Annotated in this window: 15 protein-coding genes; 6 read left to right on the top strand and 9 right to left on the bottom strand. The window is 63.1% G+C overall.

The genetic code is table 11. The annotated features are described in order from the left end of the window. Positions 1–43 precede the first annotated feature (43 nt). On the top strand, positions 44–1,003 hold the full coding sequence (locus P6U25_RS17880) for a phosphotransferase family protein (RefSeq protein WP_407146077.1): 960 nt from the start codon (positions 44–46) through the stop codon (positions 1,001–1,003). A 118-nt stretch (positions 1,004–1,121) separates the two neighbouring features. Here P6U25_RS17880 and gyrA read toward each other — a convergent pair whose 3' ends face one another. From gyrA to P6U25_RS17865, 3 genes are all read right to left on the bottom strand, one after another. Beyond that, positions 1,122–3,854 carry a DNA gyrase subunit A gene (gyrA, locus tag P6U25_RS17875; RefSeq protein ID WP_407146076.1) on the bottom strand — a complete coding sequence of 911 codons (2,733 nt, stop codon included), beginning with the start codon at positions 3,852–3,854 and terminating at the stop codon, positions 1,122–1,124. Between the two features lie 228 nt (positions 3,855–4,082). After that, complete coding sequence (locus tag P6U25_RS17870; RefSeq protein WP_407146075.1) at positions 4,083–4,481, bottom strand: DUF2306 domain-containing protein; 399 nt, start codon at positions 4,479–4,481, stop codon at positions 4,083–4,085. 254 nt (positions 4,482–4,735) lie between these two features. Continuing rightward, positions 4,736–5,221: a single-stranded DNA-binding protein gene (locus P6U25_RS17865; RefSeq protein WP_407146074.1), complete on the bottom strand. Its 486-nt coding sequence runs from the start codon at positions 5,219–5,221 to the stop codon at positions 4,736–4,738. 875 nt (positions 5,222–6,096) lie between these two features. On the opposite strand from P6U25_RS17865, the gene P6U25_RS17860 reads away from it, so the two are divergent. From P6U25_RS17860 to P6U25_RS17845, 4 genes are all read left to right on the top strand, one after another. Further along, positions 6,097–6,843 (top strand): outer membrane protein, encoded by a 747-nt coding sequence (locus tag P6U25_RS17860; RefSeq protein WP_407146073.1) that lies wholly within the window; start codon positions 6,097–6,099, stop codon positions 6,841–6,843. A 239-nt stretch (positions 6,844–7,082) separates the two neighbouring features. Beyond that, positions 7,083–7,745, top strand: a complete 663-nt coding sequence (locus P6U25_RS17855; protein ID WP_407146072.1) for an outer membrane protein — start codon at positions 7,083–7,085, stop codon at positions 7,743–7,745. A 250-nt stretch (positions 7,746–7,995) separates the two neighbouring features. Further along, positions 7,996–10,971 carry an excinuclease ABC subunit UvrA gene (uvrA, locus tag P6U25_RS17850; RefSeq protein WP_407146071.1) on the top strand — a complete coding sequence of 992 codons (2,976 nt, stop codon included), beginning with the start codon at positions 7,996–7,998 and terminating at the stop codon, positions 10,969–10,971. Positions 10,972–11,071: 100 nt separating this feature from the next. Beyond that, positions 11,072–11,617: a hypothetical protein gene (locus P6U25_RS17845; protein ID WP_407146070.1), complete on the top strand. Its 546-nt coding sequence runs from the start codon at positions 11,072–11,074 to the stop codon at positions 11,615–11,617. 119 nt (positions 11,618–11,736) lie between these two features. Here the strand turns inward: P6U25_RS17845 and P6U25_RS17840 are convergent, their stop codons facing one another. From P6U25_RS17840 to P6U25_RS17830, 3 genes are all read right to left on the bottom strand, one after another. After that, positions 11,737–12,675, bottom strand: coding sequence for a cytochrome D1 domain-containing protein (locus tag P6U25_RS17840; protein ID WP_407146069.1), 939 nt, complete (start codon positions 12,673–12,675; stop codon positions 11,737–11,739). Between the two features lie 103 nt (positions 12,676–12,778). Next, a complete protein-coding gene (locus tag P6U25_RS17835; RefSeq protein ID WP_407146068.1) occupies positions 12,779–13,318 on the bottom strand; it encodes an SRPBCC family protein in 540 nt (179 codons plus the stop codon). Positions 13,319–13,473: 155 nt separating this feature from the next. Then, on the bottom strand, positions 13,474–13,899 hold the full coding sequence (locus P6U25_RS17830) for a GFA family protein (RefSeq protein ID WP_407146067.1): 426 nt from the start codon (positions 13,897–13,899) through the stop codon (positions 13,474–13,476). Between the two features lie 339 nt (positions 13,900–14,238). Here P6U25_RS17830 and P6U25_RS17825 point away from each other — a divergent pair, with 339 nt between their 5' ends. After that, positions 14,239–15,162, top strand: a complete 924-nt coding sequence (locus P6U25_RS17825) for a nucleoside hydrolase (RefSeq protein ID WP_407146066.1) — start codon at positions 14,239–14,241, stop codon at positions 15,160–15,162. Between the two features lie 46 nt (positions 15,163–15,208). On the opposite strand, the gene P6U25_RS17820 is transcribed toward P6U25_RS17825, so the two are convergent. From P6U25_RS17820 to P6U25_RS17810, 3 genes are all read right to left on the bottom strand, one after another. Continuing rightward, complete coding sequence (locus tag P6U25_RS17820; RefSeq protein ID WP_407146065.1) at positions 15,209–15,541, bottom strand: PRC-barrel domain-containing protein; 333 nt, start codon at positions 15,539–15,541, stop codon at positions 15,209–15,211. 139 nt (positions 15,542–15,680) lie between these two features. Then, entirely contained in the window at positions 15,681–16,475 is a 795-nt protein-coding gene (locus P6U25_RS17815; RefSeq protein ID WP_407146064.1) for an AAA family ATPase, read from the bottom strand. Next, a complete protein-coding gene (locus tag P6U25_RS17810; protein WP_407146063.1) occupies positions 16,475–17,254 on the bottom strand; it encodes an AAA family ATPase in 780 nt (259 codons plus the stop codon). The genes P6U25_RS17815 and P6U25_RS17810 overlap by 1 nt, the downstream gene beginning before the upstream one ends. Positions 17,255–17,335: the final 81 nt, after the last annotated feature.

Genomic DNA, 17,335 nt, shown 5'->3' with positions numbered 1-17,335 from the left:
CGACCGACTACCATCGCAGTGCGAGTGATCTCCCGGACGGCACATGTCAGACGATCCACCTCTTCAGCTAAAGCCCCGGCTTGCGGTCTCGCGCGATCAGGCGCAGGCGATCGTTGACCGCGCATTGACCGGTTCGACGGTGCTCGGCATCGCCGAATTGCACGGCGGCGAGATCAGCACCATCTTCGATATCACGCTGGCCGACGCACCCGCCTGCATCATGAAGGTCTATCCGGCCTCGCTGCACTGGAAGATGGCGAAGGAGGTCTATGTCCTGGGACTTCTGCGCGATGCCGGGCCGGCCGTGCCTCGCATCCTTCTTGCAGACGACACGCGCTCGGTGATCGACCTCAACGTCGTGCTGATGACCAAGCTCGACGGCACCCTGCTCGGCTCGCGCGAGCCGTCGCTGACGGACGCGGAGTTGTTCGCGGTCTACGCCGAAATGGGCGCCTGCCTGCGCAGGATCAACGACGTCACCCTGGGCAGCTTCGGCTACATCGGCCCGAACGGGGTTTGGACGCCTCACGCCAGCAACCGCGCCTACATGTCGGCCCAGTTCGACAAGAAGCTCGCCGAGTTTTGCACCCGAGGCGGAAACGAAACGCTGGCCGAGCGGCTTCGTACCAGCATCGCCGCCCGCCGGCACCTGCTCGACGCTGCCGACATGCCGCGGCTCTGTCACTACGACTTCCACGCCGGGAACGTGCTGGTGACGTCCGATGGCGCGCCGCATCTCTTAGGGATCGTCGATTTCGAGAATGCCACCGCCGGCGATCCGCTGATGGATGTCGCGAAGGCGCTCTACTACTTCACACCCGAGGATGCGCCCAAACGGGATGGATTGCTTGCCGGTCATGGCACGCGCGACCGCCCGGACTGGGCGGCCACGATCGAGCTCTACCGGCTCGCCTGCACGCTGGAGCTGTGGTGCTGGATGGCCCAGATCGGCAAGCCGGACGCGCTGCCCGCTCTCACCAGGGAGCTGGAGAACGCGTGCTGATCCCGTAGCGGCGTAGCCCGGAGCAGCGCAGCGCAATCCGGGACGGGTGACTGCCACATGGCAAAGAACCCGGATCTTTCGCTCCATCCGGGCTGCGGCTCTCCGAAACGGCGGCGCACTAGCCGCCGTTTCCGTTGCCGTTCTCGCCGTTCTCCTCTTCCGGGATATGCTCGACCGAAACGACGTGTTCGTCCTCGGCGGTGTCGAACACGATCACGCCCTGGGTCGAGCGGCCGGCGATGCGGATGTCGGCCACCGGGCAGCGGATCAATTGCCCCTTGTCGGTGACCAGCATGATCTGGTCGGCGTCCTCGACCGGGAACGAGGCGACCAGCTTGCCGTTGCGGTTGTTGACGCTCATCGCAACGATGCCTTTGCCGCCGCGGCCGGTGGTGCGGTACTCGTAAGACGACGTCCGCTTGCCGTAACCGTTGACGGACACGGTGAGCACCACCTGCTCCTGCGCCGACATCTCGACATAACGTTCCTGCGAGAGCTGGATCGCGCTCGTGGCCTCCTCACCCTCGGCCTCCGCCGGCTCCTCGGCAGCAGCCTCGCCGGCGACGGCGCGGCGCATCTTGAGATAGGCCGAACGCTCATCCGAGGTGGTCTCGACGTGGCGCAGGATTGCCAGCGAGATCAACTTGTCGCCCTCGGCGAGCGCGATGCCGCGCACGCCCATCGAGGTGCGGCCGGTGAAGACGCGCACATCGGTGACCGGGAAACGGATGCACTGGCCGCCGGCGGCGGTCAGCAGCACGTCGTCATGCTCGGTGCAGATTTGCACGTCGACGATCGCCTCGCCTTCGTCGAGCTTCATGGCGATGATGCCGGAGCGGCGGACATCGACGAAGTCGGACAGCTTGTTGCGGCGGACATTGCCGCCCGTGGTCGCGAACATCACGTCGAGATTGGCCCAGGAGGATTCGTCCTCGGGCAACGGCATGATGGTGGTGATGCGCTCGCCCTGCTCCAGCGGCAGGATGTTGATCAGCGCCTTGCCGCGCGCATTCGGCGCGGCCATCGGCAGCCGCCAGACCTTTTCCTTGTAGACTTGGCCGCGCGAGGAGAAGAACAGCACCGGCGTATGCGTGGATGCCACGAACAGGCGGCTAACGAAATCCTCGTCGCGGGTCTGCATGCCGGCGCGGCCCTTGCCACCGCGGCGCTGTGCCCGATAGGTCGACAACGGCACGCGCTTGACGTAGCCGGCGTGCGACACGGTCACCACCATGTCCTCGCGCTGGATCAGGTCCTCGTCCTCGACCTCGCCCTCCTGCTCGATGATCTCGGTGCGGCGTGGGGTGGCGAACTCGGCCTTTACGGCCGCGAGCTCGTCCTTGACGATTCCCTGCACACGCGCCCGTGAGCGCAGAATGTCGAGGTAGTCCTTGATCTCGGCGGCAAGCTTGTCGAGCTCCGCCGAAATCTCCTCGCGCCCGAGCGCCGTGAGCCGCTGCAAGCGAAGGTCCAGAATGTGCCGGGCCTGCTCGAGTGACAGGCGGATGGTGCCGTCGGCATTGATGCGGTGGCGCGGATCGTCGATCAGCGTGATCATCGCCTCGACATCCCGCGCCGCCCAGTCGCGCGACATCAGCGCTTCGCGCGCGGCGGCCGGATTGGGCGACGCGCGGATCACGCGGATGACCTCGTCGATATTGGCGACCGCGATCGCCAAGCCGACCAGCTCATGGGCGCGGTCACGCGCCTTATTGAGCAGGAACTTGGTCCGCCGCGTCACCACCTGCTCGCGGAACGCGACGAAGATCGTGAGCAGGTCCTTCAGATTCATCGTCTGCGGACGGCCGCCGTCGAGCGCCACCATGTTGGCGCCAAAGCTCGTCTGCAGCGGCGTGAACTTGTAGAGCTGGTTCAGCACCACGTCGGGCATCGCGTCGCGCTTCAGTTCGATCACGACACGGTAGCCGTCGCGGTCGGATTCGTCGCGGAGGTCGCCGATGCCCTCGATCTTCTTCTCGCGCACCAGCTCGGAGATACGCTCGACCATCGAGGCCTTGTTCACCTGGTAGGGAATTTCGCTGATGATGATCGCTTCACGTCCGCCGCGGATCGTGTCGATCGTCACCCGCCCGCGCATCACGATCGAGCCGCGGCCGAGATGATAGGCCGAGCGGATGCCCTGACGGCCCAGGATGATGCCGCCGGTCGGGAAATCCGGTCCAGGAATGATGTTGATGAGTTCGTCGATCGACAGCGCGGGATTGTCGATCAGCGCGACGCAGGCGTCGACCACCTCACCGAGATTGTGCGGCGGGATGTTGGTCGCCATGCCGACAGCGATGCCGCCGGCGCCATTGACCAGCAGGTTCGGGAATTTGGCAGGAAGGACCGTCGGCTCCTTGTGCGAGCCGTCATAGTTGTCCTGGAAGTCGACCGTGTCCCGGTCGATGTCGTCGAGCAGATGCAGCGCGATCTTGGTCAGCCGCGACTCGGTGTAGCGCATCGCCGCCGGCGGATCGCCGTCGACCGAGCCGAAATTGCCCTGGCCATCGACCAACGGCGCGCGCATCGAGAAATCCTGCGCTAGGCGCACCAGCGCATCGTAGATCGCCTGGTCGCCATGCGGGTGGTAGTTGCCCATGACGTCGCCGACGATACCGGCGGACTTCTTGTGCTTCTTGTCCGGCGTGTAGCCGCTCTCGTTCATCGAGTAGAGGATGCGCCGGTGCACCGGCTTCAGTCCGTCGCGCGCATCGGGCAGCGCACGCGACACGATCACGCTCATCGCGTAATCGAGGTAGGACTTTTTCATCTCGTCGAGAATGGAAACGGGACGAATATCTGAGGGCCCCGGCGGCTCGCCGGGCTTGTGGTCTTCGTTATCGGACAAAGGGGAAATCCGGTCAGTTCTACTTGGGAATCATATAGCGTATCGGGGCCGCGAAAACCACCCTCACCCGGCTTCGGCAAGCCGTTTTTCCGCTCGTTTTTTCATGGACTTACGAGGTGGTCTTGGGGTTCGAGACACAGAGGTCCGAGACGCCCTAGAGAGTGGCGAATAGCGAATGGAACCGCGTGCCTACCCGCACTTCGCCATTCGCCATTCGGTTTCTCTCGCTCACTGCCCAAACACCGCGGCATGCATGATCCGGCCGGGCACGAACGTGAACAGCCCGGCGATGACGAGCGCGCCGAAGAAGATGCCGATCATCGTGAACTTGTGGCGGCGGACATCGTGGGTCCGTGCGGCCATCACGCCGAGCACCAGCATCACCAACGTGAAGATCGACAGCAGATGGATCGGGCTCCACGGGCCCACCAGACGGATCTGATGGATCCAGAACGAGCTCACCGCCACGACGAGCATCAACGCCGCCCAGATCCAACCCAAGGCCCGGTGCGGCAGCGTGCCCTTGGGTGCTGCGAGCTGAATGGAGCCGAGCACGAAGGCAGCCATCGCCGCGAAGGCATGGAGCGGGATCGCGGGCGCTGCGTCGAGCAGAGGCGCAAGGCTCATGGTGACAGGCCTTCAGACCGGCGAGGGCAACAATGCTATCGAGGCAATGTAAATATCATTAACATTCAGATCTGTCAAAGCGGGGAATTCACTTCCCCGCACTATGCAAAGTAGATTCGATACGTCAGCCGCTTATCGGGCCACATTGCCAAGTCATGTGAAGATGCGAATATCAAGCATCAGGCAGCGGTCCCGCGAACATGCGTTCCACGGAACGGCGGCCTGCTGAATTGTTCGGAATCGCGCGATCCCGTTCAGAACGGGATGTCGTCGTCCATGTCGCTGTTGCGGCTGCCGGCGGCGACCGCGCGCCGCGGCGCGGAGCTCACCGGGCCAGATGACCCGAAATCGCTGCCGCCATCGTCGGAGAAGCTGCCGCCTCCGCCGCCACGCCCGTCGAGCATGGTCAGGTTGGAATTGAAGCCCTGCAGCACGACCTCGGTCGAGTATTTCTCGACGCCGCTCTGGTCGGTCCATTTGCGGGTCTGCAGTTGCCCTTCGATATAAACCTTGGCGCCTTTCTTAAGGTACTGCTCGGCAACCTTGCAGAGGCCCTCGTTGAAGATCACCACGCGGTGCCACTCGGTTTTTTCCTTGCGCTCGCCAGTGCCCTTGTCGCGCCAGGTTTCAGAGGTGGCGACGGAAAGGTTTGCGATTGGTCGGCCGTCCTGAGTCCGCCGAATTTCCGGATCCTTGCCGAGGTTGCCGACCAGAATCACCTTGTTCACGCTTCCCGCCATTGCTTCATCTCCACTCAAAACCGGGCAGCCGGACATCAGCCGCCGCTCTCAACCTTCGCCACTTACTGCAGGCGTCGCGAACGACCCTATACGCCGGCACCGCCGCGCCGCCTCCGCTATTCGCGCGGCCCCTCGCCGGTTATCCCCACATATAGCATCGCGCAGCGAAATGTTCCAGGTTTGTTCCGTGCAACCTGCCGTGGCAGGCAATCGCTCGGGACAGAGCAGCAGCGAATAGCCGGCCAAAATCACGCGTCGTAATAACTACAGACGAGTCAATGGCTTGCTCGAGAAGCACTTCTTCGCGCGAGTGTGGCTGTTCGGAGACGGCATTTCCGGTTGAATCGGCGTATAAATGCGATCGGATGGCATGGGCGCTCGCGTCGCCGCTTCGGGACCAAGGGAAGCGGCGTCCAGACTTGCCAGCAAAGAAGCATTTGCTAGCTACAACCAGGCGGGCCTTTATCAGCGGCCTCGAAGCGAGGGCGACTGTGCTGATCCCGGACGCGCTTTCGCACCTTCGTAATCGACACACTCCGTAATCGACACCCCTCGCCGCCTGCAGCGCTTCCGATCTCCGCCGCGGTAGCGCGCGGTCGCCACGCCTCCAATCCCGCTTGCGGCGGGCGTGGTCCGATCACCCAATCATGCAAGACAACACCTGCACGCTGAACACCCCGGACGACCGGGCCACTTTGCGATTTCGGATTTCCCGATGTGTGGTCGGAACCCCTTCAAGTGTTAAGCAGTTGTAAAAAATGGAACCGATGCAACTTGTTGGCGACTGTGGCCGCGCAGTGACAGCCCTTCCGGGAAACCCGTGGTAGCTTCGGCTTCAAGTTTAGAGCTTCCGAATTCTCAGGAAGGGGGATCCCATGAAGAAGTTCCTGATCGCAACGGTCAGCATCGCCGCTCTCGGCATCACCTCCGCGTCGGCGGCCGACCTCGCCGCGCGTCCCTACACCAAGGCGCCGCCGCCGATGATCGCCGCCGTGTACGACTGGAGCGGGTGGTACATCGGCGCCAACGGCGGTTGGGGCTCGAGCCGCAATAGCTGGAACTCGGTCTCTCCGTTCCTGATCGGCGCGGAAGGCAGCCATGATGCGACCGGCGGCGTGGCCGGCGGCCAGATCGGCTATCGCTGGCAGGCGGGCACCTGGGTGTTCGGCCTTGAAGCACAGGGCGACTGGGCCGATCTGAAGGGCAGCAACGCGAGCCTGCTGTTCCCCGGCTTCATCAACACCTCGAAGATCGATGCGTTTGGCCTGTTCACCGGCCAGATTGGCTATGCCAACAACAACGTGCTGCTCTACCTCAAGGGCGGCGCCGCCGTGACCTCGAACAAGTACCGCATCAACGATCTCACCGGCGCGCTGTTTGCGAGCAGCGGCGACGACACCCGCTGGGGCGGCACCGTCGGCGTGGGCCTTGAATTCGGCTTCGCGCCGAACTGGACGGCCGGCATCGAGTACGACCACCTGTTCATGCAGGATCGTACCCTCAACTTCACCTCGCCGGTCACCGGTCTTACTGTCGCCAGCGATAGCATCCGTCAGGACGTCGATCTCGTCACCGTCCGCTTGAACTACAAGTTCGGCGGCCCGGTCGTCCCGCGCTACTGATCGAACTGATACAATCTAGCGTAAAGGCCGGCCTCGTGCCGGCCTTTTTGTTGCCTGGAGAGCACAGGCTGGTGCCCGATATGGGCATCAGATCGCGCGTTTGCCGTGCATTGTTGCTTTCTGGATACACAAGTTCCAGGTTATCCGTGTAGAAACGCGCCAGCGTCACGCAACACTGCTGTGACGTTCCCTTCAAGGATTGAAGGGACAACAAGAAGAATGGGACTGGGATTTTGAAAATGAAGACCGTTTTGCTGGCGTCGGCCGGCTTGCTTGTTTTGAGTGCGTTTGCTCCGGCCTCGGCCGCGGACTTGGCGGCGCGTGCGCCCTACGTGAAGGCTCCGCCGCCCGCCGCGATCTACAACTGGACCGGCTTCTACATCGGCGGCTTCGGCGGCTATGCCAGCGAGAATGGCGACTCCAGCCCGAAGATGAGCGGCGGCTTCGCCGGCGGCACGATCGGCTACAACTGGCAGACCAGCAACATCGTGTTCGGCATCGAGGCCGATGGCGGCTGGGCTGACGTCGACGCCTCGGTGTCTGCGCTGGGTGTCACCGCGAAGAGCAAGATCGATTCGCTCGGCACCGTGCGTGGCCGCCTCGGCTTCGCAGTCGACAAGGTGCTGTTCTACGGCACCGGCGGTTACGCCTGGGCCAACAACGAGCTCAGCCTCAGCGCGCTGGGCGTGACGGTCTCGGAGAGCCACTTCCACTCCGGCTGGACCGTCGGTGCGGGCATCGAGGCGTTCTTTGCTCCGCAGTGGTCGGTGAAGGGCGAGTACCTCTATCGCAGCCTCAGCAGCGAGAACTACTTTGGTGTTCCGTCCGGCGATCTGAACCTGCACAGCGTCCAGGTCGGCGTGAACTATCACTTCGGCGGGCCGGTCGCCGCGCGCTACTGATCGACGTTCACGACACCGTCGTGATGAAAAGGCCGGCCTTACGCCGGCCTTTTTTGCTTGGCGAGAATCGTCCTGCTGACGGCTGCTGCCATCCGGCAAACTATCCGTTGATGGACCCAACACGGCACTGGAAATCCGCCGCCGTTCTTCCTACGTTCCAGTCTTCACACACCCATCGGCGCAAGGTCCCGGCATCACCGGTGACGCGCGCCCAAAAAGGCGCAAACACCAGGCGCCCGGAATCGCCGCAATGGATGAAGTGCTGAAGTCGAAGCGCCAACAGACCGCGGGCTCCTCGTCGCGCGCCATCACGATTCGCGGCGCCCGCGAACACAATCTGAAGAACATCGACGTCGAGATTCCGCGCGACAAGCTCGTGGTGTTCACGGGCCTGTCCGGTTCCGGCAAATCTTCGCTCGCGTTCGACACCATCTACGCCGAGGGCCAGCGCCGCTACGTCGAATCGCTGTCGGCCTATGCACGCCAGTTCCTGGAGATGATGCAGAAGCCCGACGTCGACCAGATCGACGGCCTGTCGCCGGCGATCTCGATCGAGCAGAAGACGACATCGAAGAACCCGCGCTCGACGGTCGGCACCGTCACCGAGATCTACGACTACATGCGCCTGCTGTGGGCCCGCGTCGGCGTGCCCTATTCGCCGGCCACCGGGCTTCCGATCGAGAGCCAGATCGTCTCGCAGATGGTCGATCGCGTCCTGGCATTGCCCGAAGGCACGCGGCTCTATCTGCTGGCACCGGTCGTGCGCGGCCGCAAGGGCGAGTATAAGAAGGAGCTCGCCGAATATCTCAAGAAGGGCTTTCAGCGGGTCAAGATCGACGGCACCTTCTACGAGCTCGCGGAGGCGCCCGCGCTCGACAAGAAATTTCCGCATGACATCGACGTCGTGGTCGACCGCATCGTGGTGCGCCCCGACCTCGCCCAGCGCCTTGCGGAAAGCTTCGAGACCGCGCTGAAGCTCGCCGACGGCCTCGCCGTGATCGAGTACGCCGACGCGCCGGCAGCGGCTGCGAGCGAAGACAGGAAGAAGACCGCGAAGATCCACGACAAGAGCGGCCCCGAGCGCATCCTGTTCTCGGAGAAGTTCGCCTGCCCGGTCTCCGGCTTCACGATCCCCGAGATCGAGCCGAGGCTGTTTTCGTTCAACAACCCCTATGGTGCCTGCCCGGCCTGCGGTGGCCTCGGCGTCGAGCAGCATGTCGACGAGGATCTCGTCATCCCCGACAAGGAGCTGACCCTGCGCAAGGGCGCAATCGCGCCATGGGCGAAGTCGTCCTCGCCCTATTACATCCAGACGCTGACCGCGCTCGGCAAGCACTACAAGTTCACGCTCGACACCAAGTGGAAGGACCTGCCGAAGAAGGTTCAGAACGCGCTGCTGTACGGTTCCGGCGACGACGAGATCAAGTTCTCTTACGAGGACGGTGTGCGCTCCTACGACACCAAGAAGCCGTTCGAGGGCGTCGTCACCAACATCAACCGCCGCTACCGCGAGACCGAGAGCGAGTGGGCGCGCGAGGAGCTCGGCAAGTATTTCTCCGATGTGCCCTGCGAGGGTTGCAACGGCTACCGGCTGAAGCCGGAGGCGCTCTGCGTCAAGGTCGGGGCTAAGCATATCGGCGAGATATCAGAGCTGTCGGTCAAGCGCGCCGGCGAATGGTTCGAGACGGTACCGGAAGCGCTGAACGCCCAGCAGAACGAGATCGCCGCCCGCATCCTCAAGGAGATCCGCGAGCGCCTGACCTTCCTGCTCGACGTCGGCCTGAATTACCTGACGCTGTCGCGCTCCTCCGGCACACTCTCCGGCGGCGAGAGCCAGCGTATCCGCCTGGCGTCGCAGATCGGCTCGGGGCTGACCGGCGTGCTCTACGTGCTGGACGAGCCGTCGATCGGCCTGCACCAGCGCGACAACGCCCGCCTGCTCGACACTCTGAAGCGGCTGCGCGATCTCGGCAACACGGTCGTGGTCGTCGAGCATGACGAGGACGCGATCCGCCTCGCCGATTACGTGCTCGACATCGGCCCCGGCGCCGGCATGCATGGCGGCCATATCGTGGCGCAAGGCACGCCCGACCAGATCATGCGCAATCCGAAGTCGCTGACCGGCAAGTATCTGACCGGCGAGCTCTCGGTCCCCGTGCCCGATCGGCGGCCGCCGAACCATCGCCGCACCATCAAGGTCGTCAACGCCCGCGGCAACAATCTGAAGAACGTGTCGGCGGAGATTCCGCTCGGCCTGTTCACCTGCGTCACCGGCGTCTCCGGCGGCGGCAAGTCGACGCTGTTGATCGACACGCTCTACCGCGCCATCGCCCGCAAGCTCAACAACGCCAGCGAGGGCGCCGCCCCGCACGACCGCATCGAGGGGCTCGAGCATATCGACAAGATCATCGACATCGACCAGTCGCCGATCGGCCGCACCCCGCGCTCCAACCCCGCGACCTACACCGGCGCGTTCACGCCGATCCGCGAGTGGTTCGCGGGCCTGCCCGAAGCCAAGGCGCGCGGCTACGAGCCCGGGCGCTTCTCCTTCAACGTCAAGGGCGGCCGCTGCGAGGCCTGCCAGGGCGACGGCGTCATCAAGATCGAGATGCACTTCCTGCCCGACGTCTACGTCACCTGTGACACCTGCAAGGGCAAGCGCTACAACCGCGAGACGCTGGAGGTGCTGTTCAAGGGCAAGAGCATCGCCGACGTGCTCGACATGACGGTCGAGGAAGCCGCCGAGTTCTTCAAGGCGGTGCCGCGCGTGCGCGAGACCTTTCAGACCCTGCACCGCGTCGGCCTCGACTACATTCATGTCGGCCAGCAGGCCACCACGCTGTCGGGCGGCGAGGCCCAGCGCGTCAAGCTGGCAAAAGAGCTGTCGAAGCGCGCCACCGGCCGTACCCTCTATATCCTGGACGAGCCGACCACCGGCCTGCACTTCCACGACGTCGCCAAGCTGCTCGAGGTGCTGCACGAGCTGGTCGCGCAGGGCAACACGGTCGTGGTGATCGAGCACAATCTCGAGGTCATCAAGACCGCCGACTGGGTGATCGACCTCGGCCCCGAAGGCGGCGACGGCGGCGGCGAGATCGTCGCCTGGGGCCCGCCAGAAGACATCGTGAAAGCGCCGCGCAGCTACACCGGCAAGTTTTTGGCGCCGGTCTTGAAGAAAGCGAACAGCAAGCCGCGGAAGAGCAGCGCGAGCGAGGCGGCAGAGTAGCCGTTAATCCGGAGCGATACAGTACTCTTCAAGGCTGGTCGCCCGGCATACGAATAAAGTTCCGCGTTGACCGACGAGGGTTATCTGAAGGGGCAATTCAATGGAACTTATGCTCTTGCGCGTCTTTCAAACGCAGACATTGAGACAATGCAAATATGTCCTATCGTCGGCGCGCGAGTTGGATGCGGCACTGAAAAACCGTGACATCGACCGGGTTTTCTACGCCTTGCAGAATTTGCTTAACGCGGGAGCAAATATCTCTAAAGCGCTTTGGGGCCAAGGTGGCAAGCTTGCGGAGCAACGCAAGCCGTTGCGAGACAGCATTGGAATCACCGACGCTTCTCCACTCAAAGAAGTAACAATGCGCAATAACTTCGAGCACTTCGACGAGCGCTTGGATAGATGGTGGTCAAAATCCGCCAATCACAACATCGCCGACCATCTAGTTGGCCCTCCAGACATCATCAATGGTTTGCTCGAAAATGAGAAATTCAGGCACTATGACCCGACAACGACAAATGTGATCTTCTGGGGCCAAGAATTTAACGTTCGACGGATCGTAGAAGAGATCAATAGAGTACTCCCAGCTCTTGAGCTTGAGGCGAGCAAACCTCATTGGGAAATAGGAAACTTGCCCCCGATCTAGTCGTCGTGCGAGCGTAGGGCGGATTAGTGAAGCCTAATCGGCCGATCCGTTGCTGCCGCGGCAACGGCGGGTTATGCTTGCGGCTAACCCGCCCTACCCGCATCGGCCACCCTCCACGCCTACTCCGTCCTTCTCAGAAACACCCCGAACGCGCGCGGGCCGTCGCCGACCTTGACCGTGCCCGCGACCTTCAGCTCGACCGCATCGATCACGCTCAGCGTGTTGCTCTCCCAGTTCGCGACCACGATCCGCTTGCCGTCGGCGGTCGCCTCGATCCCTTCGGGGTAATCGCCGACCGTGATCCGCTTCAGCGGCTGCAATGTCGCGAGGTCGAACACACTGACCTTGCCGTCATACTGGTCGGTGACGAAGCCGCGGCCCTGCGCCAGCGCGACCGCGTAAGGCCGCAGGCCGGCATGCACGCGGGCGATCTCGCTGCGGCTGGCGATGTCGATCACCGAGACATCGTTCGAGCCGACATTGGCGGTGTAGGCGCGCTGGCCCTCGGCATCAACAGTGACGCCGAACGGATGGCTCCCGACCTTCACGATCCCCTTCCGCTCGCGCGTGGAGGTGTCGACGACGGACACGCTGTCGTCGTCGCGATCCGCCGAGAGCAGCCATCGCCCGTCCGGCGTCACCGCGAGGCCGGACGGCGAGGCGCCGACCGTGATGCTGGCGACGACGCGCTGCTCGCGCGCATCGATCACCCGCACCGCGGCGGCGTACCAGTCGGCGACATAGACCACAGCGCCGTCGGGTGCGACGGCGATGCCGAGCGGACCGCCGCCGACATCGACCCGGCCAATGACCTTGCGCTCGGCGGCGTCGACCACAGTGAGCACCTTGGCATCGGGGCTCGTCACATAAGCGAAACGGCCATCCGACGTGAGGGCGACGCCCGCCGGCTTGCCGCCGATCGCGATCGTCGCGACCGCCTTCGAGGTCGCGAGATCGACGACCGTGAGGTCGTCGCTGAGCTGGTTGGTGACGAACGCCTCCTCGGCATGCGCGGCCGTCAGGCCGGCGAGCAGCGCCACAAGTAGGATCGCGCGCATGGCTAAAGCGCTATGTGATTGGGTTGAATCGTGATCGCGCTTTAGCTCCTTGTTTGAGCATGATCTGTTCGGAAAACCGCTTCACACTTTTCCGGATCATGCTCTAAGTGCCGCTCTCGATTTTCTTCTTCAGCGCCTCGAGCCCGGTGCGATAAAGCCCGCTCACCGCCTTCATCGCGGCCTCGTCGTTCAGCTCGGGCGGCGGATCGTTGTTGGGATAGCCGCGGTAGAACGCGCCGGCCCATTCCAGCTTTGCCTTGCCGTCGGGCGCGGGCGACACCGTCAACGTCGAGGAATAATTGGTGACCGGCAGCACCTTCACATCGACCGCCGTGATCCGGTACGAATAGCTCATCATGTCGGCGTCGTATTTGTAGAGCTCCTCGTCGATGGTCGCGCCTTGCGTCAGCGTCAGCCGCCGGGTCGCGCCGATCTCATTGCCCTTCTCGCCCTCGGTCTTGCTGACGCCCACAAGCCAGTTCATGTCCTGGAAATTGCCGATCACCGCCCACACCTTGGCTTGCGGCGCATCGATCTCGATCGATTCCTGCACCTTGCGGCGGGTCGGCCCGTGCGCCCAGGCGGTCCCCAGCACCGCCAACGCCGCCACCACGACGCAGGCCTTCGCGATCGTTCCCTTCATCCCCGTCTCCTCCATTGGATCGGCCCGCGCGGCGCGCGTGCCGAAGCTTATCGCTCGGCATTTAGACTGGATGGGAGATCGGTTTCTTGCACGAGAGCGAAGTCGCCGGCCGCCGTCTTCCTCGGGAGGCAAGGGACGGTCAGTTGACCGCGACATTAGTCAGCGGGGATGAAGCGGAGTGTGCCTGCTCGACGCGTTGGCCGGCCGGTATCGTTCGTATGATTGATGCCATCCATGACCGGTACCTCGGGGAAATCGAATGGGTTTAACCCGTCCAGACAGGCGACGTTGACGGCATACAGATTCTGGTTCGATCGTCGTTGATGATGCGTGTAAATTCCGCAGCGAGAGCAGAAGAAATGCTGCGCTGATCCGGTATGGAAGCGGTAGGTTGTTAACGCATCCTCGCCCTGCAGGATCCTGATCCCACCGATTTCCGCCATGACAACGACGGCGCCTCGCATTCGACAGTACGAACAATTGCAGCGGCGGATCGAATTGAGGCCGTCGCTGAGCGTCACCTCAAGGCGCACTGCGCCGCAATGGCACCGGCCGGCTCGAACGTTCGTGTCGCCCACCATGTCGCCTGTGTCTCCTGTTCAGATCACTTCACCCGTAATTGCCGGCTGAGACTGATCTCTGCCACGGACGTATCTCTAAAATTTGAGCCGGACAATCCATCAAAAACTCGCGCATAATGTGAGAAAAACTCACGCGAAGGCTCGATGCGAACTTTGACGACAGACCAGGCTCTCGTCTCGATCGCCAAACGCTACGAGTAGCCCAGATGAGCGGAGCGACATCCGGGGCCGTCGACCTGGAAACCCCGCATGTCGGTCCGCTCGGCTACCGATGGCGGCTATGCGAGCCTCGATCGAAGACCTAGTCTCAATGGCAAGAAGTCAGTTCGGATCAACACAATGCCTCTCTCTGAAGCCACCCGCCTCAAGCTGCTCGCGCCGCCCGTCGGCAAGGTGCGCGTCGTGCTCGACACCGACACCTACAACGAGATCGACGACCAGTTCGCGATTGTGCAGATGATGCTGTCGCGAGATCGCTTCGATGTGGAGGCGATCTATGCCGCGCCGTTCTTCAACAAGCGCGCGGATAGTCCTGCTCATGGCATGGAGCTGAGCTACCAGGAAATCCTGCGCCTGCTGGAGCGGCTGAACGTTTCGCCGGACGGGCTGGTGCATCGCGGTGTCACCGACTATGTCGGTAAAGCGAAGCAGGCGCGCGAGGCGGCCGCGGTCGATGAGCTGATCGCGCGGGCCCGGTCAGGATCGCCGGACAATCCGCTCTACATCGTGGCCATCGCCGCCATCAGCAACGTCGCCTCGGCGCTGCTCAAGGCGCCTGACATCGTCGATCGCGTCGTCGTGGTCTGGCTCGGCGGCCACGCGCTGGAATGGCCTGACACGGCCGAGTTCAACATGAGACAGGATGTCGGCGGCGCGCAGGTGCTGCTCGACAGTGGCGTGCCGCTGGTTCTGGTGCCGTGCCTCGGCGTCACCTCGCGCCTGCACTCAACGGTGCCGGAGATCGAGCGCTACGTCGAACCACACGGCAGCATCGGCGCGTTCCTGGCGCAGCGATTCAAGGAGTATTCGCCGGATCATCTGGGCTGGGCCAAGGAGATCTGGGACATGGCGCCGGTCGGCTGGCTGCTCAACGCCAGTTGGGCGCCGAGCGTGATCATTCCCGCTCCTGTCCTGACCGAGCAGATGACGTGGAGCACCGATCGCCGGCGGCATGCGATCCGCTACGTCACCTTCATCGACCGCAACGCGATCCTGAAGGACTTCTTCCTGAAGCTGAAGGCGTTTGCGGAAACGCGGGCGTAGTGCAGCTTGCCGAAGCGCCCTCGTCCGCTCCGTTACTCCGCCGTTCCTACACCGCCCAGTAGTTCGGGTGCGTATACGACCGCGAACGATCGCCCCAGTCGAATTCGTCACCGTCGATCTCGCACGGGCCTGCCTGCAAGTCTTCCAGTGTCGCCTCGGCCTCGTAGGCCTGCCGCACCGGATCGTATCGAAGCGCGCTCCACTTCACGGGATAATGGTGGTGGGTGCTGAGCACCCCGCCGGTCCTGATCACGGCATAGGCCACTGTTCCGCTCAACTTTTCGAGCATGAGCCGCTCGATCGATCCGAGCTTGGCGCCGTCGCGTCCGTAGACGTGGACGCGCTCGACGCGGTCACTGGGCACCAAGGCATGATGCATGGCATCCTCCCTGTTTCCGCTTGTTTGACCGTAGTCTAGCACGAAATGACAGCGGTGGTCGGCGAAGCATCATCCGCCGTACCCGGCGACGATCTCGGCGGGTTCCGCCCGGCGTACTAGGCGCGGCCTCTGCCCGTTCTCAGTCCTCGATCGCGGCTTCGACAAATCCTCGCGGGTCCGTGCAAAACTCGCGCAAGACCCGGTAGTGATCGGTCTGCTCGACGTCGACGGGCTCGAGCCCGTATTTCGACAGCCGCAGCAGCGTCGCGTTGGGATAGGCCATGAGCATCGGCGCGTGGGTTGCCATGATGACCTGGCAATGTCCCGATTGATCCATGCGCCGCAGCAGCTTCAGGAATTCGATCTGGCGCGCGGGTGATAACGCCGATTCCGGCTCGTCGAAGATGAAGATGCCCTGTTTCTGGCAGCGCTCCTGGAAGAACTGGATGAAGCCTTCGCCGTGGGAGAAGGACAGATAGTCCGGCGCGAATTGCGGCGACGCCCCGACGGTCGCAGCGAGATCCTGTTGCGCCACTACTGCCGAACGATCGAGGTATCGCGCGACCGAGAAGAACGTCTCGGCGCGGAAGAACCAGCCGTAAGTGACTTTCGGCACCCAGCCCGCACGCAGCGCGATCACCAGGTCCGCACCCGTCTCCTCGATGCCCGCTTCGACCGACCGATGTCCCTTGCCGCCTCCGCCACTGTCAAAGCCGGCAATCGCGGCAATGCCCTCGAGGATTGTGGATTTTCCCGTCCCGTTCTCGCCGGCGATGATGGTGATGGCGGACTCGAAGCTCAGGTCGAATGGATCCCTGAAAATCGGGAGACAAAACGGATAGATCTCACGATCGGGAATGAGCGATGGATCGAGCCAGACGCGCTTGAGATACGGCGCGGGAAGGTTGATCGGGCGATGCCGCCTGCGAGCCATTATGTCGTTGCCTCCGTCAGCGCCTCTGCGACAAAGCCCTCTGGGTCATCGCAGAACTGGCGCATCAGCCTGTAATGGTCGGTGCTCTTCAAGCTCACGGGCTCCAGCCCGCCCTTTGTTAACCGCAGCAGGGTCGCGTCGGGATAGGCCATCAGCACTGGCGAATGCGTGGCCATGATGACCTGGCAGTGGGTCGTCCTGTTCATCCGGTGCAGCAGCTTCAGGAATTCGATCTGACGCGTCGGCGACAGCGCCGATTCCGGCTCGTCGAAGATGAAGATGCCCTGCCGTTGGCAGCGCTCGTTGAAGAAGCGCAGAAAGCCTTCGCCGTGGGAATGCGACAGGAAGTCCGGCGGAGGGCCACCGAACGGATCATCGAGTGCGGCCTCGTCGAGATATCGCGCCACCGAAAAGAAGCTTTCCGCACGAAAGAACCAGCCATGGCTGATCTTGGGCAGCCAGCTCGCGCGCAGCACGCTGGCGAGCGATCCACCCATCTTCTCCAGCGCGCGGGAATGATCGACCGGCCGATAGCCCTTGCCACCGCCGGCATCGTCATAGCCGGCCATCGCGGCGATGCCTTCCAGCAACGTGGACTTGCCCGTGCCGTTCTCGCCGACGATGATCGTGATCGCCTTGTCGAAGGTTAGCTCGAAATCATCGCGGAGCAGCGGCAGTGTAAAGGGGTAAGCCTTGCGGTTGGTGATGCGCTCCCGATCGAGCCAGACGCGCCGGAGATACGGCGCGGGCATGTTGATCGTGCGGTTTCGCCTTGCCACTCGCCCACCCCTGAAACTTGACGCGATCGCGCGATACAATTGCAGAGTGGCTCCGTCGCGTCAAGAACATACCAAGAACAC

The sequence above is a fragment of the Bradyrhizobium sp. ORS 86 genome (assembly GCF_045571475.1).
In the GTDB taxonomy this organism is placed as follows: Bacteria; Pseudomonadota; Alphaproteobacteria; order Rhizobiales; family Xanthobacteraceae; genus Bradyrhizobium.
This window is presented reverse-complemented; position numbering and strand designations above follow the sequence as displayed.

Bases quoted from the DNA above. Each gene is read 5' to 3' on its own strand.
- P6U25_RS17840 (WP_407146069.1), bottom strand. From the start codon at position 12,675: ATGCGCGCGATCCTACTTGTGGCGCTGCTCGCCGGCCTGACGGCCGCG.
- P6U25_RS17815 (WP_407146064.1), bottom strand. From the start codon at position 16,475: ATGGCTCGCAGGCGGCATCGCCCGATCAACCTTCCCGCGCCGTATCTC.
- uvrA (WP_407146071.1), top strand. From the start codon at position 7,996: ATGGATGAAGTGCTGAAGTCGAAGCGCCAACAGACCGCGGGCTCCTCG.
- P6U25_RS17865 (WP_407146074.1), bottom strand. From the start codon at position 5,221: ATGGCGGGAAGCGTGAACAAGGTGATTCTGGTCGGCAACCTCGGCAAG.
- P6U25_RS17855 (WP_407146072.1), top strand. From the start codon at position 7,083: ATGAAGACCGTTTTGCTGGCGTCGGCCGGCTTGCTTGTTTTGAGTGCG.
- P6U25_RS17880 (WP_407146077.1), top strand. From the start codon at position 44: ATGTCAGACGATCCACCTCTTCAGCTAAAGCCCCGGCTTGCGGTCTCG.
- P6U25_RS17860 (WP_407146073.1), top strand. From the start codon at position 6,097: ATGAAGAAGTTCCTGATCGCAACGGTCAGCATCGCCGCTCTCGGCATC.
- P6U25_RS17835 (WP_407146068.1), bottom strand. From the start codon at position 13,318: ATGAAGGGAACGATCGCGAAGGCCTGCGTCGTGGTGGCGGCGTTGGCG.
- P6U25_RS17825 (WP_407146066.1), top strand. From the start codon at position 14,239: ATGCCTCTCTCTGAAGCCACCCGCCTCAAGCTGCTCGCGCCGCCCGTC.
- P6U25_RS17845 (WP_407146070.1), top strand. From the start codon at position 11,072: ATGGAACTTATGCTCTTGCGCGTCTTTCAAACGCAGACATTGAGACAA.
- P6U25_RS17820 (WP_407146065.1), bottom strand. From the start codon at position 15,541: ATGCATCATGCCTTGGTGCCCAGTGACCGCGTCGAGCGCGTCCACGTC.
- P6U25_RS17830 (WP_407146067.1), bottom strand. From the start codon at position 13,899: ATGGTGGGCGACACGAACGTTCGAGCCGGCCGGTGCCATTGCGGCGCA.
- P6U25_RS17870 (WP_407146075.1), bottom strand. From the start codon at position 4,481: ATGAGCCTTGCGCCTCTGCTCGACGCAGCGCCCGCGATCCCGCTCCAT.